Source organism: Stenotrophomonas sp. YJH_SMC_25 (genome assembly GCF_059369595.1).
The window spans coordinates 33,537-57,391 of the sequence record NZ_JCAFSV010000011.1; the positions used below are offsets into that span (position 1 = coordinate 33,537).

25 protein-coding genes are annotated in these 23,855 nt (G+C 67.2%); 13 read left to right on the forward strand and 12 right to left on the reverse strand.

The annotated features are described in order from the left end of the window. Nucleotides 1-57: 57 nt before the first annotated feature. Together AC5P7E_RS15490 and AC5P7E_RS15495 are read left to right on the forward strand one after the other, a co-directional pair. Nucleotides 58-1,203, forward strand: a complete 1,146-nt coding sequence (locus AC5P7E_RS15490; RefSeq protein ID WP_114618936.1) for a YncE family protein — start codon at nucleotides 58-60, stop codon at nucleotides 1,201-1,203. 12 nt (nucleotides 1,204-1,215) lie between these two features. Next, the gene (locus AC5P7E_RS15495) at nucleotides 1,216-2,088 is read left to right on the forward strand and encodes a hypothetical protein (RefSeq protein ID WP_095052028.1); all 873 of its coding nucleotides are present in this window, start codon (nucleotides 1,216-1,218) and stop codon (nucleotides 2,086-2,088) included. A 26-nt stretch (nucleotides 2,089-2,114) separates the two neighbouring features. On the opposite strand, the gene AC5P7E_RS15500 is transcribed toward AC5P7E_RS15495, so the two are convergent. After that, the gene (locus AC5P7E_RS15500) at nucleotides 2,115-2,507 is read right to left on the reverse strand and encodes an XVIPCD domain-containing protein (RefSeq protein WP_024958112.1); all 393 of its coding nucleotides are present in this window, start codon (nucleotides 2,505-2,507) and stop codon (nucleotides 2,115-2,117) included. A 63-nt stretch (nucleotides 2,508-2,570) separates the two neighbouring features. Next, entirely contained in the window at nucleotides 2,571-3,050 is a 480-nt protein-coding gene (locus AC5P7E_RS15505) for a DUF4440 domain-containing protein (RefSeq protein ID WP_024958111.1), read from the reverse strand. Nucleotides 3,051-3,271: 221 nt separating this feature from the next. On the opposite strand from AC5P7E_RS15505, the gene AC5P7E_RS15510 reads away from it, so the two are divergent. Together AC5P7E_RS15510 and AC5P7E_RS15515 are read left to right on the forward strand one after the other, a co-directional pair. After that, on the forward strand, nucleotides 3,272-4,084 hold the full coding sequence (locus AC5P7E_RS15510; RefSeq protein ID WP_024958110.1) for an alpha/beta fold hydrolase: 813 nt from the start codon (nucleotides 3,272-3,274) through the stop codon (nucleotides 4,082-4,084). Nucleotides 4,085-4,093: 9 nt separating this feature from the next. Then, nucleotides 4,094-4,267, forward strand: a complete 174-nt coding sequence (locus tag AC5P7E_RS15515; RefSeq protein WP_005412082.1) for a hypothetical protein — start codon at nucleotides 4,094-4,096, stop codon at nucleotides 4,265-4,267. A 91-nt stretch (nucleotides 4,268-4,358) separates the two neighbouring features. Here the strand turns inward: AC5P7E_RS15515 and AC5P7E_RS15520 are convergent, their stop codons facing one another. Continuing rightward, nucleotides 4,359-5,039: a hypothetical protein gene (locus tag AC5P7E_RS15520; RefSeq protein ID WP_024958109.1), complete on the reverse strand. Its 681-nt coding sequence runs from the start codon at nucleotides 5,037-5,039 to the stop codon at nucleotides 4,359-4,361. A 133-nt stretch (nucleotides 5,040-5,172) separates the two neighbouring features. Here AC5P7E_RS15520 and AC5P7E_RS15525 point away from each other — a divergent pair, with 133 nt between their 5' ends. Further along, entirely contained in the window at nucleotides 5,173-5,832 is a 660-nt protein-coding gene (locus AC5P7E_RS15525) for a hypothetical protein (protein ID WP_024958108.1), read from the forward strand. Nucleotides 5,833-5,901: 69 nt separating this feature from the next. Beyond that, a complete protein-coding gene (locus AC5P7E_RS15530) occupies nucleotides 5,902-6,870 on the forward strand; it encodes a polysaccharide deacetylase family protein (RefSeq protein WP_114618937.1) in 969 nt (322 codons plus the stop codon). Between the two features lie 3 nt (nucleotides 6,871-6,873). Here AC5P7E_RS15530 and AC5P7E_RS15535 read toward each other — a convergent pair whose 3' ends face one another. The 3 genes from AC5P7E_RS15535 to AC5P7E_RS15545 form a co-directional block, all read right to left on the reverse strand. After that, a complete protein-coding gene (locus AC5P7E_RS15535) occupies nucleotides 6,874-7,716 on the reverse strand; it encodes a class I SAM-dependent methyltransferase (protein ID WP_099524784.1) in 843 nt (280 codons plus the stop codon). A gap of 127 nt (nucleotides 7,717-7,843) precedes the next feature. Then, entirely contained in the window at nucleotides 7,844-8,167 is a 324-nt protein-coding gene (locus AC5P7E_RS15540; protein WP_114618938.1) for a hypothetical protein, read from the reverse strand. Between the two features lie 69 nt (nucleotides 8,168-8,236). Further along, nucleotides 8,237-8,653 carry a hypothetical protein gene (locus tag AC5P7E_RS15545; protein ID WP_049459186.1) on the reverse strand — a complete coding sequence of 139 codons (417 nt, stop codon included), beginning with the start codon at nucleotides 8,651-8,653 and terminating at the stop codon, nucleotides 8,237-8,239. A 90-nt stretch (nucleotides 8,654-8,743) separates the two neighbouring features. Here AC5P7E_RS15545 and AC5P7E_RS15550 point away from each other — a divergent pair, with 90 nt between their 5' ends. Then, entirely contained in the window at nucleotides 8,744-9,028 is a 285-nt protein-coding gene (locus tag AC5P7E_RS15550) for a hypothetical protein (RefSeq protein WP_099497469.1), read from the forward strand. Nucleotides 9,029-9,115: 87 nt separating this feature from the next. Here AC5P7E_RS15550 and dmeF read toward each other — a convergent pair whose 3' ends face one another. Continuing rightward, a complete protein-coding gene (gene dmeF / locus AC5P7E_RS15555) occupies nucleotides 9,116-10,090 on the reverse strand; it encodes a CDF family Co(II)/Ni(II) efflux transporter DmeF (RefSeq protein WP_114618939.1) in 975 nt (324 codons plus the stop codon). Nucleotides 10,091-10,138: 48 nt separating this feature from the next. On the opposite strand from dmeF, the gene AC5P7E_RS15560 reads away from it, so the two are divergent. Continuing rightward, nucleotides 10,139-10,423: a metal/formaldehyde-sensitive transcriptional repressor gene (locus AC5P7E_RS15560; protein ID WP_114618940.1), complete on the forward strand. Its 285-nt coding sequence runs from the start codon at nucleotides 10,139-10,141 to the stop codon at nucleotides 10,421-10,423. Between the two features lie 76 nt (nucleotides 10,424-10,499). Here the strand turns inward: AC5P7E_RS15560 and AC5P7E_RS15565 are convergent, their stop codons facing one another. After that, entirely contained in the window at nucleotides 10,500-10,871 is a 372-nt protein-coding gene (locus AC5P7E_RS15565) for a MerC domain-containing protein (protein WP_114618941.1), read from the reverse strand. A 69-nt stretch (nucleotides 10,872-10,940) separates the two neighbouring features. Here AC5P7E_RS15565 and AC5P7E_RS15570 point away from each other — a divergent pair, with 69 nt between their 5' ends. Next, complete coding sequence (locus AC5P7E_RS15570) at nucleotides 10,941-12,266, forward strand: GTP-binding protein (protein WP_012478997.1); 1,326 nt, start codon at nucleotides 10,941-10,943, stop codon at nucleotides 12,264-12,266. Nucleotides 12,267-12,371: 105 nt separating this feature from the next. Here the strand turns inward: AC5P7E_RS15570 and AC5P7E_RS15575 are convergent, their stop codons facing one another. Together AC5P7E_RS15575 and AC5P7E_RS15580 are read right to left on the reverse strand one after the other, a co-directional pair. Next, nucleotides 12,372-13,979 (reverse strand): ATP-binding cassette domain-containing protein, encoded by a 1,608-nt coding sequence (locus AC5P7E_RS15575; protein ID WP_197596214.1) that lies wholly within the window; start codon nucleotides 13,977-13,979, stop codon nucleotides 12,372-12,374. A 225-nt stretch (nucleotides 13,980-14,204) separates the two neighbouring features. Next, nucleotides 14,205-15,104 (reverse strand): LysR family transcriptional regulator, encoded by a 900-nt coding sequence (locus AC5P7E_RS15580; protein WP_114618967.1) that lies wholly within the window; start codon nucleotides 15,102-15,104, stop codon nucleotides 14,205-14,207. 228 nt (nucleotides 15,105-15,332) lie between these two features. On the opposite strand from AC5P7E_RS15580, the gene AC5P7E_RS15585 reads away from it, so the two are divergent. Then, a complete protein-coding gene (locus AC5P7E_RS15585) occupies nucleotides 15,333-16,511 on the forward strand; it encodes a serine hydrolase domain-containing protein (RefSeq protein WP_114618943.1) in 1,179 nt (392 codons plus the stop codon). Next, on the forward strand, nucleotides 16,508-17,692 hold the full coding sequence (locus AC5P7E_RS15590) for an MFS transporter (RefSeq protein ID WP_111173792.1): 1,185 nt from the start codon (nucleotides 16,508-16,510) through the stop codon (nucleotides 17,690-17,692). The genes AC5P7E_RS15585 and AC5P7E_RS15590 overlap by 4 nt, the downstream gene beginning before the upstream one ends. 321 nt (nucleotides 17,693-18,013) lie before the next feature. On the opposite strand, the gene AC5P7E_RS15595 is transcribed toward AC5P7E_RS15590, so the two are convergent. Continuing rightward, a complete protein-coding gene (locus AC5P7E_RS15595; RefSeq protein ID WP_005412097.1) occupies nucleotides 18,014-19,630 on the reverse strand; it encodes an EAL domain-containing protein in 1,617 nt (538 codons plus the stop codon). A gap of 230 nt (nucleotides 19,631-19,860) precedes the next feature. Here AC5P7E_RS15595 and cycA point away from each other — a divergent pair, with 230 nt between their 5' ends. Together cycA and AC5P7E_RS15605 are read left to right on the forward strand one after the other, a co-directional pair. Then, nucleotides 19,861-21,234, forward strand: coding sequence for a D-serine/D-alanine/glycine transporter (gene cycA, locus AC5P7E_RS15600; protein ID WP_114618944.1), 1,374 nt, complete (start codon nucleotides 19,861-19,863; stop codon nucleotides 21,232-21,234). A gap of 227 nt (nucleotides 21,235-21,461) precedes the next feature. Continuing rightward, the gene (locus tag AC5P7E_RS15605; protein WP_060381182.1) at nucleotides 21,462-22,238 is read left to right on the forward strand and encodes a lytic transglycosylase domain-containing protein; all 777 of its coding nucleotides are present in this window, start codon (nucleotides 21,462-21,464) and stop codon (nucleotides 22,236-22,238) included. A 48-nt stretch (nucleotides 22,239-22,286) separates the two neighbouring features. Here the strand turns inward: AC5P7E_RS15605 and AC5P7E_RS15610 are convergent, their stop codons facing one another. Then, nucleotides 22,287-23,807 carry a tetratricopeptide repeat protein gene (locus tag AC5P7E_RS15610; protein ID WP_099526879.1) on the reverse strand — a complete coding sequence of 507 codons (1,521 nt, stop codon included), beginning with the start codon at nucleotides 23,805-23,807 and terminating at the stop codon, nucleotides 22,287-22,289. Nucleotides 23,808-23,855 lie beyond the last annotated feature (48 nt).

The following is a 23,855-nucleotide window of genomic DNA, read 5'->3' on the forward strand; positions in this document are numbered from 1 at the left end:
TCGCAGTACGGCCCAGCGAGCCAGGACACCTTCCCGTGCCCATTCAAGGACGCTCGCATGTTCCGTAATCCTCTCTTCCGCTCGGCCGCCCTGGCCGTTGCCGTTTCGCTCAGCCTCGGCGTGCCCTCCGCATTCGCCGACAACTCACCCGCTGCCAGTGCTACCGCCGCCGTGCAGCGCCAGGCCGTGGCCAAGGGCCTGTACGAGCTGGCCTACAGCCCGAAGCAGAACGCCGTGTTCGTGGCCTCCTCCGGCGGCTTCGGCGATGACGCCGGCCCGGCACAGGTGCTGCGCCTGAATCCGACCACGCTGGCCGTGGAAACCCGCATCCCGCTGGAGCGCAAGGCGTTTGGTGTGGTGCTGGATGACGCCCACAACCGCCTGTACGTGGGCAACACCGTGGACCTGTCGGTGACCGTGGTCGACACCGCGCAGAACAAGGCCGTCGGCACCATCCAGCTGATGGAGAAGAAGACCGGCAAGGACGGCAAGGCCGCCTACACCCACGACCTGCGCGAGCTGGTGGTCGACAGCGCGGCCAACCGCCTGTACGTGACCGGCCACAGCAGCCAGCCGGACGTGAGCAGCGTGCTGTTCGTGATCGATACGAACACGCTGAAGGTGATCAACACCATCGACGGCCTGGGCAATGCCAAGGCGCCGGGCCTGGCGCTGGATGCCGCCAACAAGCGCGTTTACACCAGCAACCTGCTGGCCGACCTGGTGGTGGTGGGCACGGATTCGAACAAGGTGGTGGCGCAGCACAAGATCGCCGCCGAGCAGCCGATGAACATCGCGCTGGACCCGGCCGGCAAGCGCCTGTTCGTGACCGACCAGGGCTCGGAATTCCTGCGTGGCTACCAGGCCAAGAGCAGCGGCCTGGTCAGCAAGCATCCGGGCCAGCGCGTGCTGGTGCTCGACCGCAGCACCGGCAAGGAACTGGCCAGCATCCCGACCGATGCCGGCCCGCTGGGCATCCTGCTGGACGCACCGCGCAAGCGCCTGTACGTGACCAACCGCGAGGCCGGTACGGTGACGGCGTACAACAGTGACAGCTACCAGAAGGTGGCCACCTACACGGTGCCGACCCACCCGAACAGCCTGGCGCTGGATGCGAAGAACAACGTGTTGTTCGTGAGCATCAAGAACGGCGAGAAGGATGACAAGGGCGCTGACGAGAGCGTGGCGCGGATTCAGTTGTAAGGAGTCGAACGAGTGGCCACTGTGGACTTGATCCACAGTGGTCAACAAATGGATGAACCTGCAGAATGCTGGCCGCTCCTACTGGGTCAGGAAAACATGGAAATTCTTGCGCGCACTGTTGATCGCCTCAGAGCGCTGAATATGGAGAAAAAATTCTACCTGCTCGGAGCATCACTGCTGGCGGTGTGGATTTTCGAGGTGGTAAGAACCGGGAATCAGTACAGCTTCCAGGCTGCTCTTGTCCTAGGCTATACATTGATGGCGCTGGGGTTGATGACCTGGCTTATCCCAGTCCTTCAGGGGGCATGGAGGTATGGCTATGTGCGCAGGCTGATGCTGATGCTGCACTTGGGGGTTATTCTTGTGGCGGCCATGATCGCGCGAAACATCATGACTAGCGCAACCGGTCTCCCGGGGCAGGATTTCGTCATGGCTACCGGAGCGCTAGCGCTTCCGCTTTACATATTTGTTTGGCTGACGCTGGCAATGTTGCTTGTAGGCTTGGCGACCGTTGTCTGGCAAATCACGTTGGGATTGGTGGCGCTCGGAGTGCCACTTCTGGCGATGCTGATCCCTTCTGTCGGCCGGCGTGTAAAGAGTAGATTGGAAGGGAAGAAGAACATCGCACTGGCACGGCTTCTGGGCGTAGTTGGATTGTTCGGCGGGCTTCTTGTCTCAAGTCAACAGTTGAGGGATTTTCAACCCGAGCTTGAGCGGGTAGGGCTTTGGATTGCGTACTATGGCGATTATCAAGCAGCCGACAAGTATCCGGGCTTGCCCGCCGACGATCGCACGCTGATGCACGCCAACGGTGTTTACTCTGTGGCGAGACGTCAGCCGGGCGGCGTTATCTCTATTGAGGTCCATTACTGGAAAATGCCGTAAATCGTGAAGATAGCTTCAGAGAAGCATCACCCCAACCGGTGCGCAGGATTCTGCATCTCCTGCGCTTGGGTTTCGACCTGCGGCTGCACACCCACCCCCAACTTCTGCATCGACTGCTCCACCGGCGTCTGCGCTGCCACAGCCGTCGGGATCATCGCGCGCAGGTGCGCCGGATTGGCCGGGTCGCCCTGCACGACGAAGACGTTATGCCCGGCCGGATGATTGGCCGTGGCGTTGCTGACCAGCACATGGTCGACCTGCTGCAGGCCCTGCTCGCGGGCGAGCACAGTCAGGCTGGCGGTCAGTCGCTCGCTGGTCTGGTCGAACGGGCGGCCATGCTGCGCGTCCAGTGCGGCCACGCCCTGGCGGACCTGCTGATTGAGGCCATAGTCGGGGTGGTTGGGGGTGATCTCTGCCATGGCCATCGAACGGTAGCGGTGGGTCGTGGGTGAACCCCCCAAGTATAGATCCGGCCCGCGAAGTCAGTCTGCCGGCCGATGGTCATAGCTGATCACCCGCTCGGCCAACCAGCGCCCGTCCACGCGACGCCAGACCTGGATGAAGCGGGCCTGGCCCACCCAGCGCTCCACGCCGTCCTTGCCGCGTTCATGGAAGCGGTGGTCGCCGATTTCCAGCGCCCGCTCGTCGTGTAGCGGGAACACCTGCAGCGAAGGCTCCGCCCGCTCGCGGCGCAGGCTCCAGCCGCCCTTGCGCGCATTGCTGCACATGTTGGCCACGCTGCGGCGGAAGTCTTCGCGGCTGCTGGCCGACTTGCCATCCTTGTCATGGAAGAACTCCATGTCCTGGGTGGTCATCGCGGCGGCCTTGTCGGCATCGCAGGCTTCGAAGGCGGCGGCGAACAGCTGGGTGTCGGCCTGGCGGATCTGCTCGCGCAGGTCATCGGAGGGCGCGGGTGCGGCGGCGAGGCCGGCGGCCAGCAGGGGCAGGGTGAGCAGCAGCATGGCGAGTTTCCAGGGAGGGTTCACGCAGGCTCGCATGGCGTTTGGGGCGCTGCAGCCGGCGTCCGACGAAACGGCCCTTCCACGGAGTGAATGCCCGCATTGACGGCCCGGCTCCAGCGGCGTCGCCTGTGCAGGGGATGTCATGGCGGCCGGCGATTCCATCACGGTCGCGATAGGGGCCGGCCCGTAGCCTGAAATCCTCCCCTTCCACAGGAGTTTCCATGCCTGCTTCCCGCGTCCGCCTGCACGTTGAAGACACTGGTGGCGACGGCCGCCCGGTCATTCTGATTCACGGTTGGCCGCTTTCCGCCGACGCATGGAAGACGCAGGTGTCGATCCTCCGCGACGCCCAACACCGGGTGATCAGCTACGACCGGCGCGGCTTCGGCCGTTCCGACAAGCCCGCCGAGGGTTACGACTACGACACGCTGGCGGCGGATCTGGCCGGGGTGATCGAGGAACATGACCTGCGCGGCGTGACCCTGGTCGGTTTCTCGATGGGCGGCGGTGAGGTTGCGCGGTATGTGGCCAATCACGGGCAGGAGCGCCTGCACAGCGTGGTGTTTGCAGCAGCGGTGCCGCCGTATCTGCTGCGCGGCGAGGACAATCCGGAAGGTCCGCTCACACAGGACAAGGCCGACGAAATGCGTAGCGGTCTGGAGAAGGATCGCGAGGCGTTCTTCGATGGCTTCACCCGCGATTTCTTCAGTGCCGATGGCAAGCTGATGGTCACCGAGGATGAGCGCCAAGCCGCAATCGCGCTTTGCCATCAATCCGACCAGACGGCGGCGCTGGGTTGCATGAAGGCGTTTGCCACTACCGACTTCCGCGACGATCTGAAGAAGATCACGGTGCCAACCCTGATCCTGCACGGTGACAGCGACGCCATCGTGCCGTTTGAAGGCTCGGGCCAGCGCACGCACCAGGCCATTCCGGGCAGCGAAGTGGTGATCCTGGAAGGCGCACCACATGGGTGCAATACCAGCCATGCGGACCACTTCAATCTGGCGCTGCTGAACTTCCTGAAGCGGTAAGCTGCGGCCATGCGCCAGACCAAGACACCCCCGTGGAAGAAGCCCAATCCCAAGGGCCAGACCTCGCAGCCGCTGTCGCCTGCACAGAAAGAGGCGGCGCGGCAGCGGGCGGAAGAGAATGGCCGGCGTTATCCGAATCTGGTGGACAACATGTGGGCCGCGAAGCTGCCGCGCGGGTCCTGATCTGTAGAGTCGAGCCGTGCTCGACCTCGCACGGTGCCCATCCACGCATGGCGTGGATCTACTGCAACAGCGGCCTGGCCTGGCCCGGCATCTACATGCCGTCCAGCGGCGTCCAGCCGGGTTCCAGCCATGGCGAGATCTCGCTCTGGCGGACGGTGATTGCCTCCGTCGGCAGCCCCGCCAAGCGCGCAAGTTCTGCACGCAGCAGCTCGGAATCCACCGGCCCGGCCGTAGCCACCTGCAGCCGATCACTCTGATGCCTCACCTGTACCGGTAGCGTGGCGTGCGCGTCATGCTGGCCGCCGGTGCGCCCGATCGGGTAGCGCATTGTTACCGGCCGTGACAGCTGCGCCAGTGCGGGCTGCCACGCCTGCAGCACGAAGGGCTGCCCGGCAGCGGGAACATGTACTTCAGCAATCGTGGCCGGGTAGCCCGTAAGGCTCTCGACCAGCACCTGGAAGCGCGCGCCATCCGGCATGACCAGCACGGCGGCAATCAACGCAGAGAACGAAACGAACACCGCCGCGAGGTTCCAGCTGCGCGGCGCGGTGGCCGGACGCGTTGCGGTGCGCAGGCCCGGTCTGCGCCGCAGCTTGCGCGCGTAGATGCGCCGGTCCTTCCTGCGCGGGCTGCTGCTGTGCTCGGGCAGGTTCAAGGGCACCCGTGGAAGGCGCGCCACGCGGGCCTTGATCAGGCGCGACAGCAGCATCCACGCGATCACGAACGCCAGCAGCGGAAGCAGCGTTCGCACCCACAGATACAGCGTGACCATCCACAACACCTCTACATGCGACCATCCATGCTCATCCACATCCTACCGCGACCACGCGGCGGTTGTCGTATCCGCCAGCCGACAAGCACAGGGCGCTTGGTTAGGATGGTCCTTTGTTGTCACGGATGAACCGATGGTCTCTGCTGCTGCCCGCTTCTGTCGTATCTGTGGTCCTGGCCCGATTCTGCTGGCACTGCAGGTGGTGGCGCTGCTGGCGGTAGCCCTTGCAGCCGGCTTCTTCCACTACCGCGTGGGATTGCTGCTGGAGCCGGTGGATGACGCATGCGGTGGGCCTGATCCTGTCGCGCGCATGCAGGTTGCAGAACAGCTGCTGGCGCGGTCCGCTGCGCTTGCACCATGGCAACCGTTGCAGTGGATTCCGATGGCGGGGGTGATACTGGCGTTGCTGGGCGCGATGTCGATCAGCGTCTACCGCCTGGGGCGTCTGTCCGAACGCCTGCGACGCGCCAACTGGGGGGTGATGGCCCTGCACGCCGCGATCCTGGCGCTGGCCCTCAGGGCATTGCATCTGTACGACATGGCGTGGACCAGCGTGGCCAAGCTGTCCCCAGCGGCGTGCCTGGTGGAACTGGGCGAACAGGGCCGGTTGCCGCTGGCACAGGCGCAGCAGGTGGTGTTCGAGATCCTCACCCATGAGCATGCGCCGCTGCTGCGCAATCCCGATGACCTTGCCCTGGTGCTGGTCGCGTTGATGCTGGTGGCAATGGCTGCAGGATTCATGCTGTGGCGGGCGATCGTGCGCGAACGTCAGGTGCAGTCGCCCAGCCCCTGAGGGGGTGTGACCGACCACGCGCCCGCAATCGCGCTACAGTCTGCGCTTCGCTCCTGCAAGGATGTGCTGATGCGTTGGTTGCTGCGTGCTGTACCGCTACTGCTCTGCTCGTTGGCGGTACACGCCAACGAGGTGGATCGCCGTATCGCGGTGACCATCGACGACCTGCCCTGGGCGCGGGTTGACGAGATCGTTCCGCCGGATCTTCAGGCGCGGCACGAAGCGCTGATGGCGCAGCTGCACCAGGCGGGTGTGCCGGTAGTCGGCTTCGTCAACGAGAACAAGCTAGAGATCGATGGGCAGGTGCAGCCGGCGCGGGTGCAGATGCTGCGCGACTGGCTGGACGCCGGCTATGTGCTGGGCAACCACACCTACTCGCACATGGACCTGAACGCCAAGGGCGTGCCTGCGTTCCAGCAGGATTTCCTGCGTGGCGAGGCGGTGCTGCGGCCGTTGCTGGCCGAGCGCGGGCTGAAGCCGCAGTGGATGCGTCACCCCTATCTGCGTGCCGGGCGCACGCCGGAAGAACGCGCGCAGATGGACGTGTTCTTCAAGCAGCATGGCTACCGCGTGGCACCGGTGACGGTCGACAACGGCGAGTGGGTGTGGGCGTTCGCCTATGCCAACGTGATGAACGAGCAGCCGGATTCCCCGGCGCGCGAGGCGACGCTGGCGCAGCTGCGCAAGGGCTATGTGCCGTATATGCTGAACAAGCTGGACTACTACGAGAAGCAGTCGCAAGCGCTGCTGGGCTACGCGCTGCCGCAGGTCTGGCTGATGCATGCGAACGAACTCAATGCAGCCACGTTCGCCGAACTGGTGGCGGCGACGAAGCGGCGCGGCTATCGCTTCATTTCGCTGGACGAAGCGATACGTGACCCGGCCTATGCGCGGGGCGCCGAGGGCTACAGCGGTCGCTACGGCCCGAGCTGGCTGCACCGCTGGGCGATGGCGGAGAAGAAACCGAAGGACTTCTACGCCGGTGAACCGGAAGTGCCGAAGTGGGTGATGAAGCTGGCGAAGGTGGACTCGGAATGAGGCTCAGCGCTTGACGGCCAGCACGCCGTCAAGCGCCAGTTCGGCCTTGAAGCCGGCCTTTTCCAGGCGCTTGGCCACTTCACGCGGCACGTCGCGGCCGCTGGTCAGCTTGTTCGGCGCGCCGGTGTAGTGGAACAGGCGACCGCCCTTTCGGATGACGCGGGCGAGATGGTCGTAGAACACCTGCGAGTACAGTTCGCCGGCGATGCCGAAGCGCGGCGGGTCGTGCAGGATCGCGTCGACGCTGTTGCTGGCCATCTGTTCGATCTGCTGCGAGACATCGCCGTGGCTGAATTGCAGGCGGCCACCAGCCGCAGCCGATTCCGGATCCGGCGACCACGGGTTGAGCGTGCGCAGCCACATCACGTCGGCATTCTTCTCGAACGAACGGATCTGGCCGACGCCGGCCTCCAGCGCGCAGGCGGCGAAGTAGCCCAGGCCACCGCAGGTATCGAGGATGACCTTGCCGGCCGGGGCGACCAGCTCCACCTTGCGACGCGCGTCCTCGAACGGTGACAGCTTGGAGGTCGGCAGCATCTTGATGCCGTCGATCTCGAAGGTCGGTGCGCCCCATTCGGTCGGCACCAGCTTGATCAGCGAGCCGCTGTAGCGCGAGATCGGTGCGAAGTCCTCGCCGTCCCAGTAGTACAGCGTGCGGTCCTTCAGCTTGCCCGGCCACGGGTAGGGCTGGCCACGGAAGCGGAAGCCGTCGGCATCCAGCGCCACGCTGTCCTCGCTGCGGCCGAGGTCGAGCGAGCCCTGCCAGTCGGCAGCGCCCTTGTCATGGGCACGGCGCAGGGTATCGGCGCTGTCGCGGGTCAGCAGGGGGCCGGTGTAATGGGGCACGGCGGGTACCGGGGCGGTTCGGGGGAGGGCATGGTACCGCAGCTGTTGCCGGGGCCACGTGTGGCTGCTGCAGTAGAGCCACGCCATGCGTGGATGTAGATGGGAGGAGCCGAGCGAGGGCTCGGCGCTACCGCTGGCTGGTGCAGCTGAAGCCGTGCGTGGCTCCTTCTCCTGAAATCATGTTGACGCCGCGTGAGGGCTGCATGCCCTGCAGCGCGCACGACCGACGATGGACGTCCTGGGTTTCCGGTGGCTGCCGATCAAAGTCGTAGCGCAGGCTGCCGTCTTCCTGCAGCAGCCAATGCACGGTAACGCGCTCGTGGCGACCATCACCGAGATCCCAGTTCAGGGTGCGCATGATGAGGGTCTGGCCATCGGGCAGCTGCCGGACTTCGTCATAGGCCCCCTGGGTCTTCGGCACGCTTACCGCAAGCAGCAGAAACAGCAGCATTGGCATCGCTCCTCAAAGAGGACAGGATGCGCCCATAGTGCCCTGAGCCGCCATCAGAATCACTGCGTCTTACGGGCACTTCACCGCATACACCGGCCCAGCACCGATCAGCATCAACGCCATGTAGTCACTATCACTGGCCTTGCCCTTCAACGTCGCGTCCTTGTTGAAGTGGAAGATGCCGAAGCCGCCCGCCATGCGGATCAACGCGCTGTCGATCTGCTCGGCGTCATCGCGGAAGTAGCGGCTGATCTCGCTGCGGGTGGCCTTGTGCAGGGCATTCGGCTCGCGCTGCCACTGGTCGCCGCGGCTGAAGGAGACGAAGTACTGGCCGCCTTCCCTGTCGATGCGGAAGTCGGCCGGTTTGCGTGCACCGGTGGCGAAGCAGCCCTGCAACGGATCGGCGCTGAAAGGAAGCCCGGCATCGCCACTGCAGGCGGTGAGCAGCAGGACGGCACCGGGCAGCAGCAGGCGGAGCATGCGCATGGGATGTCCCTACAGGGCAGGTGCGGCTAGTGTAGGCAGCACTCGGGCGTCGCCCGTACAGAAATTCGGCAAGAACAAAGGGGTTTTGGGATGGCGCAGGGCAAGGCACCGTGGTGCGGCATGGCCAGTTGGCTGGGGATCGCTGTGGGTTGGGGAGCCGGCACATTGGCGGCGCAGGCGGCGGTGGCCGCAGGCGGCAGTGGCATGGCTGCGGGATTGGGCGTGGGCGTGCTGGGCGCGGCACTGGTGGGCTGCGGCCTGGCGGTGGCCTCGCGCGTGCGCGGCGAGCGCTGGCCGTGGATCGGCATCGGTGGTGCGGTGCTGAGTGCGCTGCCGCTGCTGATGTACCTGCTGCGGATGATGTTGAAGCTCTAGGGTAGTGCCGGCCGCTGGCCGGCAACTGCAGTTTGGGTCCGAAGCTCATGAGGTTGCCGGCCAGCGGCCGGCACTACCCGGCGTGGATCACGCGCTGCGGTGGATCTCCACGGTGACATGCACCAGCTCTTCATGGATAGCCAGTGCGTTGCGCACGGTATCCGCATCCAGACGGGCGTCGCTGGTAACCACGCTGGCGCTGACCGCGTACTTGCCGCGACCGACCTGCCAGACGTGCAGGTCGGCCAGGCGCGCCGGCCAGGGGCCCTGTTCGATCACTTCGCGAACTTCGGCCACCACCGGTGCGTCCATCTGCGCGTCGAGCAGGATGCGGCCACTGTCGCGCAGCAGGCCCACCGCCCACACCGTCACCAGCACGGCGCCGACCAGGCCCATCACCGGGTCCAGCCAGGTCAGGCCCAGCAGCTTGCCGCCGAGCAGGGCGACGATGGCCAGCACCGAGGTGGCGGCGTCGGCCAGCACGTGCACGTAGGCCGAGCGCAGATTGAGGTCGTGACCGTGCGCATGGCCGTGATCGTGGTGTTGGTGGTCATGCCCGTGATGATCGCCATGGTCATGCCCGTGGTGGTGATGCGCGTGGCCCGGGCTGTCATGCAGCCACCATGCGCAGAGCAGGTTCACGCCCAGGCCTACCACAGCGATGGCGATGGCTTCGTTGTAGTGGATCGGCGCCGGTACCCACAGCCGCTGCAGTGACTGCACGGCCATCAGCGCGGCGACGCCGAGCAGGGCGATGGCGCTGGTGTAGCCGGCCAGGATCTCGATCTTCCAGGTGCCGAAGGCGAAGCGCGGGTCGTGCGCGTAGCGGCGCGCGCAGCGGTAGGCGAACACCGCCAAGCCCAGCGCCAGCGCGTGCGAGCTCATGTGCCAGCCGTCGGCGAGCACGGCCATGGAGTTGAACCACCAGCCGCCGACGATCTCCACCAGCATCATGCCGACGGTGAGCCACAGGGCGCGGCGGGTATTGCGTTCGGCCAGCGGATTGCCGTCGTCGAAGCGGTGTTCGTGGCGACGGGCGGCGGCGAGGGCGTCCAAGTGCATGGCGGCGGTAGCTGGAGTGGATACCCCCATAGGGTATATGATCCGGCCATGGCGCATGTACACAAGAATCGAAAGCAGCTGCTGACCCGGGTACGCCGCATCGCGGGCCAGGTGGCGGCATTGGAGCAGGCGCTGGACAGGCCCGAGGGTGAGGCCGGCGACTGTGCGGACGTGCTGGTGCAGGTTGCCGCCGTGCGCGGTGCCGCCCACAGCCTGCTGATGGAGCTGCTGCACGAGCACCTGCAGGAACACGTGGTGGGTGCTGATGACCCGCAGCAGCGGGCGGACGAGGCCGAAGTGCTGGTGGAGCTGCTGCGCCGCTACGGCAAATAGCAGGGGGATTGCCGGCCAGCGGCCGGCACTACCCGTGGCGTTCGAAGTTCATGGGGTTGCCGGCCAGCGGCCGGCACTACCCGTGCCGGTGCCGCGCGTTCCAGAGATGCGTTGCGGCCAGCAGCAGGCTGCCGGTGACCGTCATCGGTGTTTCCCAGTCGTGTGAGGGTAAGGACAGCGCGCCGGCCAGCAACAGGCCCAGACCGACGCCGGCGGCGGCCCAGGCCAGTACGGGCAGCGGGTGACGGCGCTCGGCGCGCCATAGCGCGTAGCCGGTCAGTGGCAGGGCGATGGTCACGAACAGCAGGTGCACCCATTCCGCCTCGGCCCAGGTGCCGAACAGGGGAAGCGCGGCGGCCAGCAGGGGCAGCGCCAGGCAGTGCAGCAGGCACAGGCTGGACAGGGCGACCGCGCCGGCATCAAGCAGGGCGGCAGAAGGCGACTTCATCGGGGGAGGTTCCTTGCGCATTAAGTGTTATACAGTAACATTCCTGTTCCGCAGCCAACCCGCTCCGACATGAACACTGTTTCCCGCGCCGACCGTCGCCTTCCGGTCACCGTGCTGTCCGGCTTCCTCGGGGCCGGCAAGACCACCCTGCTCAACCAGATCCTGCGCAACCGCGAGGGCCTGCGCGTGGCGGTCATCGTCAACGACATGAGCGAGGTCAACATCGATGCGCAGCTGGTGCGCGAAGGTGGCGCCGAGCTGCGCCGCACTGAAGAGACGCTGGTGGAATTCAGCAACGGCTGCATCTGCTGCACGCTGCGCGACGACCTGCTGCAGGAAGTGCGGCGCCTGGCCGATGCGGGCCGCTATGACTATCTGCTGATCGAATCGACGGGCATCGGCGAGCCGATGCCGGTGGCGGCCACCTTCGCGGTGCGCGACGAACATGGCTTCAGCCTGAGTGATATCGCGCGGCTGGACACGATGGTGACGGTGGTCGACGGCAGCGCGTTCCTTGCCGACTTCGGCTCGACGTCGCGACTGGCCGAGCGCGGCCAACAGGCCGGCCCGGAGGATGATCGAGGTGTGGTTGACCTGCTATGCGAGCAGGTCGAGTTCGCCGACGTGATAGTGGTCAGCAAGGTGGACCAGGTGGATGACGAAGCGTTGCAGGACACGCTGGCCGTGTTGCGTGGCCTGAACCGCGACGCGAAGCTGCTGCTGTCCAGCTTCGGCGATGTGCCGCTGGCCGAGCTGCTGGATACCGGTCGCTTCGACATGGAGCGTGCGCAACGCGCGCCGGGCTGGGTGAAGGAACTGCGGGGCGAGCACACACCGGAAACCGAGGAGTACGGCATCGGCAGCTTCGTCTACCGCTCGCGACGTCCGTTCCACCCGGCGCGCTTCGCCCGCGCGCTGCAGTCCGGCATGCCCGGCGTGATCCGCAGCAAAGGCTGGTTCTGGCTGGCCAACCGCATGGACTGGGTGGGTGAGCTGAACACCGTGGGCGCTGCGACGCGCACGCAGGCGGCGGGCTTCTGGTACGCCGCACGTGACCGCGTGCGGGCCGGGCTGGAAGACACCGCGCCGTTGTTGCCGCCCACGCCGCTGCCTTACAGCGACTTGGGATGGGCGCGGCAGCAGGCCGACTGCTGGAGCGCGCCGCTGCCGGGGCCGGAAGAATTCCCGGATGCGGCAGCGCACACGGCGATGCAGCGGCTGTGGCATCCCTTGTGGGGCGACCGTCGCCAGGAACTGGTGGTGATTGGCGTGCACATGGATGAGCGCGCGGTGCGCTCGAAGCTGGATGCGTGTCTGCTCAACGACCAGGAGCTGCGTGCGGGGCCATTGCTGTGGCAGCAGTTGCCGCAGGCGTTCCCGGTGTGGAAGCGTTGACGGTGCATTGAGGATCCATGGGTTGCCGGCCAGCGGCCGGCACTACCCCCTGGTCGATACGTCATGCGTGGATGGATGCATGGCGGAGTCGAGCATGGCTTGACTCTACAGACTGTCGCGCCACTGCCAGCCCCCGGTGCTCACCTGCAGCACGTGGGTCGGTCGCAATGCCTGCAGCAGGTGCCGGTCGTGGCTCACCATCACCAGCGCGCCCGGCCACGCCGCAAGCAGTTCCTCCAATGCCTGCAATGCGCTCAGGTCCAGCGCATTGCCGGGTTCGTCCAACAGCAACAGCTGGGGCGCGGGATCGGCGTACAGCACGCTGGCCAGCGCACCTTTCACGCGTTCGCCATCGCTGAGGCTGTGGGCTGCCCGCTGGATGCGCTGTGCATCCAGCCCGAGCAGGGCCAGCCGCGTGCGCAGCTCGCCTGGGTCCGCGCCCGGGTTGGCGGCCTGCACGGTGTCGAGGATGCTGCGCTCGCCCGACAGCCCCAGCAGCTGCTGGTCGAGCAGGGCCAGTGGCGCATGCCGTTGCACGGCGCCACTGCGTGCAGGCAGCTGGCCGGCCAACACACGCAGCAGGGTCGATTTGCCGCTGCCGTTGTCACCGACCACGGCGATGCGCTGGCCGCGGCGGATCTCCAGCTGCAACGGGGCACTGCAGCCATGTGGCAGCACCAGCGCCTCGGCCTGTAGCAGGCGCGTGCTGCCACGTTCACCCGCACCGGCGAACAGTGCCAGTTCCGGCGCCGCGTGTACCGCCGATGCCGCTGCGCGCAGCTGCTCCGTACTGGCTTGCAGGCGTTCGGCCTGCACCTGTTGTGCGCGGCCGTGGCTGGCCTCGGCGCGCTGCTTCTGCCGGCCGAGCAGGATCGGGGCTTGGTTGGCCTGCTTCGCATCGCGGTTGCCACGCGCCTGGCGTTGTTGTTGCCGTTCGTGCTGTTCGCGCGCGCTGCGTTGCTGCTGGCGGTGCTGGGCGCGCGCATGGTCGAGCTGGGCGGCGGCGGCTTCGCGCTCGGCGGCGCGCGCATCGGCATAGTGCTGCCACGGTCCGCCGTAACGATGCAGCCCGCGCCCATCGAGCTCGACGATCTGCTGCATGTGCGCCAGCAGCTCGCGATCATGACTGATCACCAGCAGGCCACCGCGCCACTGCTGCAGCTGTTCGTACAGCTGTTGGCGATGGCGTGCATCGAGGTGGTTGCTGGGTTCGTCCAGGATCAGCCAATCGGCACCGCTGGCCCAGGCACCGGACAGCGCGACCTGCATGGCCTGGCCACCACTGAGGCGCGCGGCCGGCTGGGCGGGATCGAGATCGTCGGGCAGCCGAAGCGCCTGCCATTGCTGCTGCAGGCGTTCGCGCAGATCCCAGCGGTCGCCGACGCAGGCGAAGTCGGCCTCGTCCACGCTGCCGGCTTCGATGCGTTGCAGTGCGGCCAGTTCCGCGCCGACGCCGGCCAGTTCACCGACCGTGCCGGCGGGTGGATAGCCGGGCGTCGGCAACAGGAACACGCGGCCGGTGCCGCGCACCTGGCCATTGTCGGGCAGCAACCGTCCGGCCAGCAGGCGTGCGAGCACGCTCTTGCCGGCGCCATTGGCACCGACCAGGCCGGTGGCGACCGGTTCGAAGGAAAACGTCAGATCGGAGAACAGCGGGCGGCCGTCGGCCAATCGATACGATACGCGATCGAGCGTGAGGGAATGCGGGGTCATGCGACCTCCATGGATGCCGGGTTCTCCCCTGCGCGCAGGGGCGGGAAGAGTCAGGCCGTCTGGTGGGAAGACGGCGGCATCAATGGCGCATTGGTCGCGAGCCTCTGGGAGGAATGAGGGGCCAGTATAGCGGGGCTGGCTGAATGGTTTGATGGCGCGACTCTATAAAGGCATCCACGCATGGCGTGGATCTACTGTGGGCCGGGCATGGGGTGGATCGATCTCCTAGGGCACGGTTTCCAGGCGCGGGCTGACGAAGTCGATGAACACCCGCAGCTTCGGAAGCACGTGGCGGCCGGAGGGCCACAGCAGGTGGAAGATGCCGCAGGAGTGCACGTGCTCGTCCAGAACGGTGACCAGCCGGCCGTCGGCCAGTGCATCGCGCACCGAGTGCACGGGCACGAACGCCAGGCCGATATCGCGCAGTGCCAGCGCTACCCGCGCTTCGATGGTGTTGGCCACCATGTGCACCGGCAGCTCCTGCGGTGTTTCCTGGTCGGGCCAGTGGATCGGCCACAGTTCCAGCTTGCCGGTACTGGGGAAGCGATAGTGCAGCAGCGTGTGCTGCATCAGATCGGCCGGTGTGCGCGGCGTGCCGCGCCGCTGCAGGTAGGCGGGTGAGGCGACGATGCGGCGTGGAAATACACCCAGGCGTCGTGCGTTCATGCGTGAGTCGCTGGGCTCGCCGACGCGCAGCACGGCATCGAATCCTTCCTCGATGACGTCGACCAACCGATCGCTGAAATCGAGGTCGAGGCGGATATCGGGATAGGCCGCCATGAACTCGGCCATCAGCGGCAGGGTCAGGTCGCCCACCAACGGCAGGCCGATGCGCAGCGTGCCGCGAGGCGTGGCGTGCGGTTGTGCCAGCTCGGTGCGTGCGGCATCGCGCTCGTCGAGGATGCGCCGGCAACGCGCCAGGAACAGCTGGCCTTCGGCGGTGAGGGTGATGCTGCGCGTGCTGCGGTGGAACAGGCGCACGCCCAGCGCATGCTCCAGGCGGGCAACGCATTTGCCAGCGGCCGAGGCCGAGATGCCCTGCAGGCGCCCGGTCTCGACGAAGCTGCGGGTATCGGCCGCGTGCACGAAGGTCTGCAGGTTGGCGAGGTTGTCCAGGACTGACATGGGCGTGTGGGCGATGAAAGCGGCAGGGTAGGTCGGCGCGGCCGTAGTGGACGGCTCCGCCATCGCAACACTGTGGTGCGGGGTGGCGTTGGGACCGTTGCGGCCTTGCAGTTCCGGCCATCATGCCGATTGCGGACTGCACGGTCCATGATGCCCGGAGCGGCAACCGGCTTTTTGCGCTGCGCCGTGCTGCCTAACGTGGCGGGCCTCTCCCCACGGATTCCCGCGATGAATGCCACTCCTTCCCTTGAACCCACGCCGACACTGCCATCGGTGCAGCGGCTGCTGCAGCAGGTGCACCCGCAGCGCCTGGTCGGTGCGGTGGTGCTGGTGCGCGAGCACGGTGTGCTGCGCCACGCCAGCGCGACCGGGCTGGCCGATCGCGAGACGGCAACGCCGATGCAGCGCGACCAGTTGTTCCGGCTGGCATCGGTCAGCAAGCCGCTGCTGACCACGGTGATCCTGCGCCTGGTAGCAGAGGGCGTGCTCGACCTCGATATGCCGGTGCAGCGCTGGCTGCCGGACTTCCGCCCGGCACTGGCCGACGGCAGCACGCCGCCGATCAGCCTGCGCCAACTGCTCAGCCACAGTAGCGGGTTGGGCTATCGCTTCCTCGAAGCCGATGCCGACGGCCCGTATGCGCGCGCTGGGGTCAGCGATGGCCTGGACGCGAACCCGCTCTCCCTGGCCGACAACGTGCGCCGCATCGCGCAGGCGCCACTGCTGTTCGCACCGGGCAGCCAATGGCTCTACTCGCTGGGCGTGGACGTTGCCGGTGCCGTTGCCGAAGCAGCGACGGGTGAAACCCTGCAGGCACTGTACGAGCGCTTGTTGGCCGCACCGCTGGGCCTGCGCGACACCGCCTTTGCTGCGCGCGACGCGGCACGCTTGGCCACCCCCTATGTAAGCGACGCGCCGCAGCCGCATCGCCTGCAGGAAGGCGAGGTGGTCGCTCCGTTTGAGGGTACGGTCGGCATCGAATACAGCCTCGCGCGCGCCACCGATGCCAGCCGTTTCCCCTCGGCCGGGGCCGGCCTGGTCGGTACCGCCGACGACGTGATGGCGGTGCTGGAAGCCTTGCGTGATGTGCAGCGTTCAGGGCTGCTGCCGCCCGCACTGGCAGCGGAGATGGCCAGCCCGCAGGTCGGCGAGCAGGGACCGCCGGAACCGGCCGGCTGGGGCTTCGGCCTGGGCTTTGCGGTGCTGCGCAATGCGGCCGCAAGCGGCACGCCGCAGAACGCAGGTACATGGCGTTGGGGCGGTGCCTACGGGCACAGCTGGTTTGTCGATCCTGTGCGCGGGCTGAGCGTGGTGGCGCTGACCAACACCCTGTACGAAGGCATGGACGGTGCCTTCGTCGATCAACTGCGCGATGCGGTGTATACCGATGTGGGGACCGTGCGATGAGCGGCCATGCCATCGATGCAGCCAGCCCCGCCGGTGAAGCCACGCACCTGCCATGGGCCGGCCTGCTGGCGTTGGCCGGTGGCGGCTTCATCACTCTGCTGACCGAGACCCTGCCGGCCGGTGTACTGCGGCCGATGGGCGACAGCCTCGGTGTGAGTGATGCGGCGGTCGGCCAGCTGGTCAGCGTGTACGCACTGGGCTCGGTGATGGCCGCCTTGCCGATGACCGCACTGACCCAGCGCCTGCCACGACGCCCCTTGCTGCTCGCTGCGATTGCCGGCTTCGTGCTGGTCAACACGCTGACCGCACTGAGCAGCAGCTATCCGCTGATCCTGGCCGCGCGTTTCCTGGCCGGCGTGAGTGGTGGCCTGCTGTGGTCGCTGGTGGCCGGTTACGCCGCGCGCATGGTGGTGCCGTCGCTGCAGGGCAGGGCAATCGCGGTGGCGATGGTCGGATCGCCGCTGGCGCTGTCACTGGGCGTACCGGCGGGCACCTTGCTGGGCCAGCAGATCGGCTGGCGTTGGGCGTTCGCGCTGATGAGCGTGCTGGGCGTGGGGCTGCTGGCGTATGCGCGTTGGGCACTGCCGGCCTTGCCCGCCGCCGGTGCTGGCCGGCGCATACCGCTGGGCACGGTGTGGCGCATGCCGGGCGTGCGCAGTGCACTGCTGGTGATGGTGCTGTACGTGCTGGCGCACAACGTGCTCTACACCTACATCGAACCGCTGGCGGTGGAGGCCGGCGCCGGCCCGTGGCTGGACCGCCTGCTGCTGGCCTTTGGCGTGGCCGCCATCGCCGGCATCGGCATTGCCGGCTGGGGCGTGGACCGTCATCTGCGCACGCTGGTGTGGGCGGCGGTGATCGGCTTCATCGTGCCGGTGCTGACCCTGCTGTTGTGGCCGGGCGACGCGACCGCGCTGCTGCTGGCGACGATCCTGTGGGGCGTGGCCTTCGGTGCGGTGCCTACGTTGTTCCAGACCGCATTGGCACGGCGTGCGGGTGCCGCCGCGGATCTGGCGCAGTCGATGCTGGTGACCGGCTGGAACCTCGCCATCGCCGCCGGAGGCGTTGCAGGGGGTGTGCTGCTGCAGGCGGGCGGCCCGAACCAGTTGGGATGGCTGCCGTTGCTGCTGCTGGCGGTGAGCGTGGCGTGGCTGCTGGCACGGCCGAAGGCCTGGGCGTAGGCCCAGAGCAAACGTTACGGAGGTGCCGGCCAGCGGCCGGCACTACCGTGGTCCCCGCCATCCACGCATGGCGTGGATCCACCGAGCGCAGCGACCCGCGTTTGCCTTTGCTTTTGCCTTCTTCCGTTGATTCCGTGGCGGGACGCCGCCGGAACCTGTCAGAGGCCGGGACGGTTGGGTTCGCGGGGGTGTCCGCGGCATGGATGCCGCGGCCAAACCCCCACGGACGGGTTTACGGCGTCCCCCGCGAACCCGACCGTCCCGGCCAACCCTGGGATAGCAATACGCGACCCGCCACGAGGGGCTCCGCCGTTCGCCGTCCTACTCCACTCCCTCACGCTCGATCGGCACGCTGCGCGGATTCTGCATGTGCTCCCGCGCCGCGCCATAGCGCTGCTGCCGCTTGTGGTGGAACGCCACGAACTCATCCCGTGGCAGCGGCCGCGAGAACAGCCAGCCCTGCGCGAACTCGACCTTCCGGGTATGCAGGTACGCCAGCTGTGCCTCGGTTTCCACGCCCTCGGCCACCACCCACAGGCCCAGCTCCTTGGCCATGTCGATGATGTGCGGCGTCACCGGGCTGGTCGCGCTCTCGGTGCCGATCGCATCGATGAACGACTTGTCGATCTTCAGCGCGTCAAGCGGCAGCTGCTCCAGGTACTGCAGGCTGGAGAAGCCGACGCCGAAATCATCAATGGCCACGCTGTGCCCGGCCCGACGTGCCTGTGCCAGCATCGTGCGGGCGCGGTCCAGATCGAGGAAACCGCGTTCGGTGGCTTCCATCCAGATCTGCTGCGGCAGGATGCCGCTGCCGGCCATGTGCTTGGAGATCATCTTCAGCGCACGGCCGCTGCTGATGTCTTCGGCGGCCAGGTTGATCGCAATGTGCGCGCTGCGGTCGGCCACCAGCAGTTCGCGCATGTCGCGCACCACGTTCTCGATCACCAGATCGGTGACTGCGGCGATCATGCCGGCCTCTTCGGCCAGCGGAATGAACAGGTCCGGCCGCACCTGGGTGCCATCCGGGCGCTGCCAGCGCACCAGTGCCTCGGCGCCGACGCAGATGCCGGTATCCAGTTCGATGATGGGTTGATAGTGCAGGTACAGCTCGCGGCGGCGGATCGCCGTGGCCAGCTCGCCGCGCAGGGACAGGCGGCGACGCGACAGCCAGATCACCAGGCCGGCACCGATGGCGGCCAGCAGAACGCCGATCGGCACGAACAGCCAGGCCTGCTGGCGGAAGGTCGCGGCAAGCGCGGTACGTGGCGTGGTTGCGATCGCCAGCCACTCTTCGTTGCGCGCGGTGGCGTACAGGGTGTTGTGGTCCAGGCCCTCACCGGGCGCGCGCAGCAGGGTCTCCAGCAATGCCGGATCCATGCCGTCCTGCCTGGCCAGGAGGCGGCCGTCCGGGCTGGCCAGGGCAAGGCGCACGTTCGGGTCGGCGATGACATCGACGAAGCGGCGCGGATCGACCAGCACGTCGTAGTTGCCATACAGGATCGACAGGACCTGGCGCCGTCCGCTTGCCTCGGGGCGCACATCCACGGCGATGCCGGCGCCATCACTGGTGACGTGGTCGGACCTGGGCTGGTTGACGTCGGACAGGAACGGGCCCCACGACGTGCAGCGCAGCTTGCCACCCTCGAAGTAGCCCATCTGGTCGACCGACGGCGAGGTCATCACCAGCGTCTGCATGCGCCGGATGTGGTCCGGCCCGCACGGATCGTAGGCGCCGGCCTCGGCGGACTTCAACGCGGCCAGCGCTTCCAGGTAGGACTGGTCGGCGCGGCGCAGGGTGCGGCCGGCGATGTCGCGCAGGCGCTGCTGCTCGACACTGACCGCACGGTCCCAGGTGGCGTAGGCCATCACCGCGATCGGCACGGCTGCGGCCAGCAGCGCCAGTGCGGTGCCGCCGATGATCACGCGCAGCCGGCTCATGGCCGGGACTCCAGCGGGGCGGGCGGGGCAGGGCGCATGGTCGGGCCGATCCTTGGGCAGGTGCGGCTATCTGAGCATGGCGCCGGGCCGGGCGGAATGGGATGAATCCGGTATTCGGTCACATTGTGATGAAAGCGGCGAAGTTTGACGGGATTGGCCCATCCGGCGCTGGCGCTCCGGCCTGTGGAGGACTACCGTCGAACGCTTCGCCCGCCCTTTTGCCCGCGCCCATGACCGAGCCCGCAACGCCCCCCGAGCACCTGCGCCGTAGCCTGTCCAACCGCCACCTGCAACTGATCGCCATCGGTGGTGCCATCGGCACCGGCCTGTTCATGGGCTCAGGCAAGACCATCAGCCTGGCCGGCCCGTCCATCGTCTTCGTTTACCTGATCATCGGCGCGATGCTGTTCTTCGTGATGCGCGCGATGGGCGAGCTGCTGCTGTCCAACCTGCAGTACAAATCCTTCATCGATTTCTCCACCGATCTGCTCGGCCCCTGGGCCGGCTTCTTCTGTGGATGGACGTACTGGTTCTGCTGGATCGTCACCGCCATTGCCGATGTGATCGCCATTGCCGCCTACGCGCAGTTCTGGTTCCCCGGGCTTGACGCCTGGAAGCCGGCGCTGGCGTGCGTGATGCTGCTGCTGTCGCTGAACCTGGTGACGGTGAAGCTGTTCGGCGAAATGGAATTCTGGTTCGCGCTGATCAAGATCGTGGCGATCTGCGCGCTGATCATCACCGGCGCCGGCCTGGTGGCGTGGGGCTTCACCTCGCCCAGCGGCCACACCGCGTCGCTGTCGAACCTGTGGAACGACGGCGGCATGTTCCCGATGGGCCTGGTCGGTTTCTTCGCCGGCTTCCAGATTGCGGTGTTCGCCTTTGTCGGCATCGAGCTGGTCGGCACCACCGCCGCCGAAACCGCCGACCCCGAGCGCAACCTGCCCAATGCGATCAACTCGATCCCGGTGCGCATCATCATCTTCTACGTGCTGGCGCTGATCGCGATCATGGCCGTCACCCCGTGGCGCCAGGTGGTGCCGGACAAGAGCCCGTTCGTGCAGCTGTTCGTGCTCGCCGGCATCCCTGCCGCCGCCAGCCTGATCAATTTCGTGGTGCTGACCTCGGCCACGTCCTCGGCCAACAGCGGCATCTTCTCCACCAGCCGCATGTTGTACGGCCTGGCCGAAGAGGGCCACGCCCCGCGCGGGTTGTCGAAGTTGTCACGCGCCGCCGTGCCGGCCCGTGGCCTGCTGTTCTCGTGCCTGTGCCTGCTCGGTGGCACGCTGCTGATCTACCTGATTCCGAACCTGGTGACCGCCTTCACCCTGGTGACGACGCTGGCGACGGTGCTGTTCATCTTCGTCTGGTCGCTGATTCTGGTGGCCTACATGGCCTATCGCCGTCGCTACCCGGAGCGCCATGCCGCATCGATCTTCAAGATGCCCGGCGGTGTTGCCATGTGCTGGGCCTGCCTGGTGTTCTTCGCCGCCGTGCTGGTGCTGCTGAGCCTGCAGGCCGACACCCGCCAGGCGTTGATCGCCAGCCCGGTGTGGTTCGTGCTGCTGGGCGTGGGGTATTGGGTGCGTCGGAGGGCGGCAAAATGACCGGGGATGCGGGGGGCGGCAATGCCGGAAATCGGGAACGTCGGTAGAGTCGACTGTTAGTCGACTGCTCTCCCGTGGGCCACCGGAAAACCCCGCGCTGCGCGCGATAGTCGACTGACAGTCGACTCTACCGCCGCCGGCGCCGGCGCCGGCGCGGGTGCAGGGCGCAGCCCTGCCGGCCCCCATTCACCCAACATTAGCGGGCGCGGCCGGATGATCCGGCCGCCATGTCCCGTCACCCTCTCCTGCTTGCGCTGTTGCTGCTGCCCAGCCTGTGGCCCGGGCTGGCCGCCGCGCGCACCGTCTACCGCTGCGTGCAGGGCAACACCGTCAGCCTGGCCACCGCGCCGGAACCCGGTTCACGCTGCACCCCGAAGGAAATCGACGACAACGCCATCCAGACCCCGAACCTGTGGGGCAACATGGGCGTGTTCAGCGGCGTGCTGTACGAGCGCGAGCAGGATGGCGTGCTGGTCTACTCCACCCGCAACCTGCCCGGCTCGCGGGTGTTCCTGAAGTTCACAGTGGCCACGCCGCCGGGCGAACCTGCCCACGAAGGCCTGGGCAAGGTCAGCAAGCCGCAGTTGGCGCAGCACGCCAAGCAGTTCAAGGCCGCGGCCAAGGCCACGGGTGTCGATGACGCATGGCTGCGCGCGATTGCCCATGCCGAAAGCAACTTCGATGCGCTGGCGGTCTCGACCAAGGGCGCACAGGGCGTGATGCAGTTGATGCCGGAGACCGCACAGGAATATGGCGTGCGCGATCCGTTCTCGCCGCAGCAGTCGATCGAGGGCGGCGCGCGCTACATGCGCGCGCTGCTGCGCCGCTACAACGGCGATCGCCCGTTGGCGGCGGCCGCCTACAACGCGGGCATCGGTGCAGTCACCCGCTACAAGGGCGTGCCGCCCTACGCCGAAACCCTGGCCTATGTGGACAAGGTGATGGCGCTGTACGCGCGCTACCGCGAAGCGATGGGCATCCGTACCGAAGTGCCAGCCCGCTAGGCGGAAGGTGTAGTGCCGAGCCCACGCTCGGCGCCACAGGACATCGGCTCAGCGCGAGGTCGAGGTGCTGACCAGGTCGTAGCGCTCAATGCGGCCGACGCGTGCCACCTCGGCCTGCACGTCGGCGCGCTGCTTCAGCGCACGCCAGGCCGCATCGATCTTCACGTCACCGGGCAGCGAGGGGTAGGTGCGCATGTCCTGCAGGGAGGCCAGCGTCTCGCCACGGTCGGTGGGGGAGCGCAGCTGTTCGATCAGCACTGCGGCTGCGCCGTCCAGGTTGCCTTCGTCCAGCAGCATCTCGCGATGGAACAGGCGTGCGTCGTCGCGCTGGGCAAGGATCACCGAGCGGGCGGCTTCCAGTGCCTGGGCATCGCCGCGTTGGCGGGCGGCAGCGAACTGCAGCAGTGCCTGGGCCGCCTTGCCGTAACCGGCCAGGCCTGGCATGTCATTCACTGCGGCAGCAGCGTCCTGCATGCGGCCCAGCGAACTGAGCACGAAGCCGACGTTGAACTGGTGCTCGGCACCATCCGGGCCCAGCGCACCGATGCGTGCGGCCAGCCTGGCTGTGGCCAGCGCATCGTCGGTACGGCCCAACCGGCGCAGCGCCGTAAGCCGGCTGTTGAGCAGCCATGCCACCCATTCGGCTTCCGCCGCCGAGGGCGACTCACCTTCGGCCGCCGCACCGGCCATGCCATCGGTCAGTGCCAGCACTTCCTCGTTGCGGTCCAGCATCAGCAGCGTACTGCTGAACTCGGCCATGCGTGCGTCCAGCGCCCGGTCGAGCAGGCCGGAGACCCGCAGTTCGTCGAGGTGTTTCTGTGCAGCCTGCACCGGATCGAAGCGGGCATCGGCGCGGTCGACATAGCGATCAAACCGCTTGTCACTGCGCAGGCGGATGATCTCGGCGGGGCCGGTGATGCGCGCCAGCGTGGCGGGAATCCTGTCGCCACGGCCGTTGTCGGCCTGCAGCGTGGCCAGTGCCAGCCACAGCCCGGTGGGTTCCAGGCCGCCGCTCTTCCAGCCGTTGTCGAACAGCGCCTGCAGCAGTTCCATGCGCTGCTGGGGCTGGTCCCGCAGGCGGAACTGCAGGTAGTTGATCGCGTGGTGGTCCACCGGCAACGGCGCGTCGGCATGCTTCAGCGCCTGCACCAGGTGCTTCGTGGCAGGTGCCGGTTGGTTCTCGGACAGTTCCACCGAGACCAGGGTCAGCAGGATCTGCGCGTCGTCCGGCAGTGCTTCCTGTGCGCGCTGCAGGTAGCGGCGGGCCTGATCCGGCTTCTTCTGCACCATTGCGGTCCAGCCGGCCACCTGCGCGGCGCGGCCGCGGTGTTCGGCATCGAAGTCATCCAGCATCGGATCTTCCATCAGCCGTTCCATTGCGATCAGTGCGCCCAGCGTGTTGCCACTGCGCGACTGCTGGATGGCTTCATCCCATCGCGTGGCATAGGCCTGGTGCATCGCATCGGCGGTGACGGACGGCTTCTGCGGCACCACCGTGATCGAAGCAGTGGCGGATGTGCTGGCCAATGCGGCAAACAGCAGGGCGGCGACGGGGAGGATGCGGGGCATGGAGGATTTCCATCCGTGGGAACCGCATTGAACCCGCTGCAGCCAGCG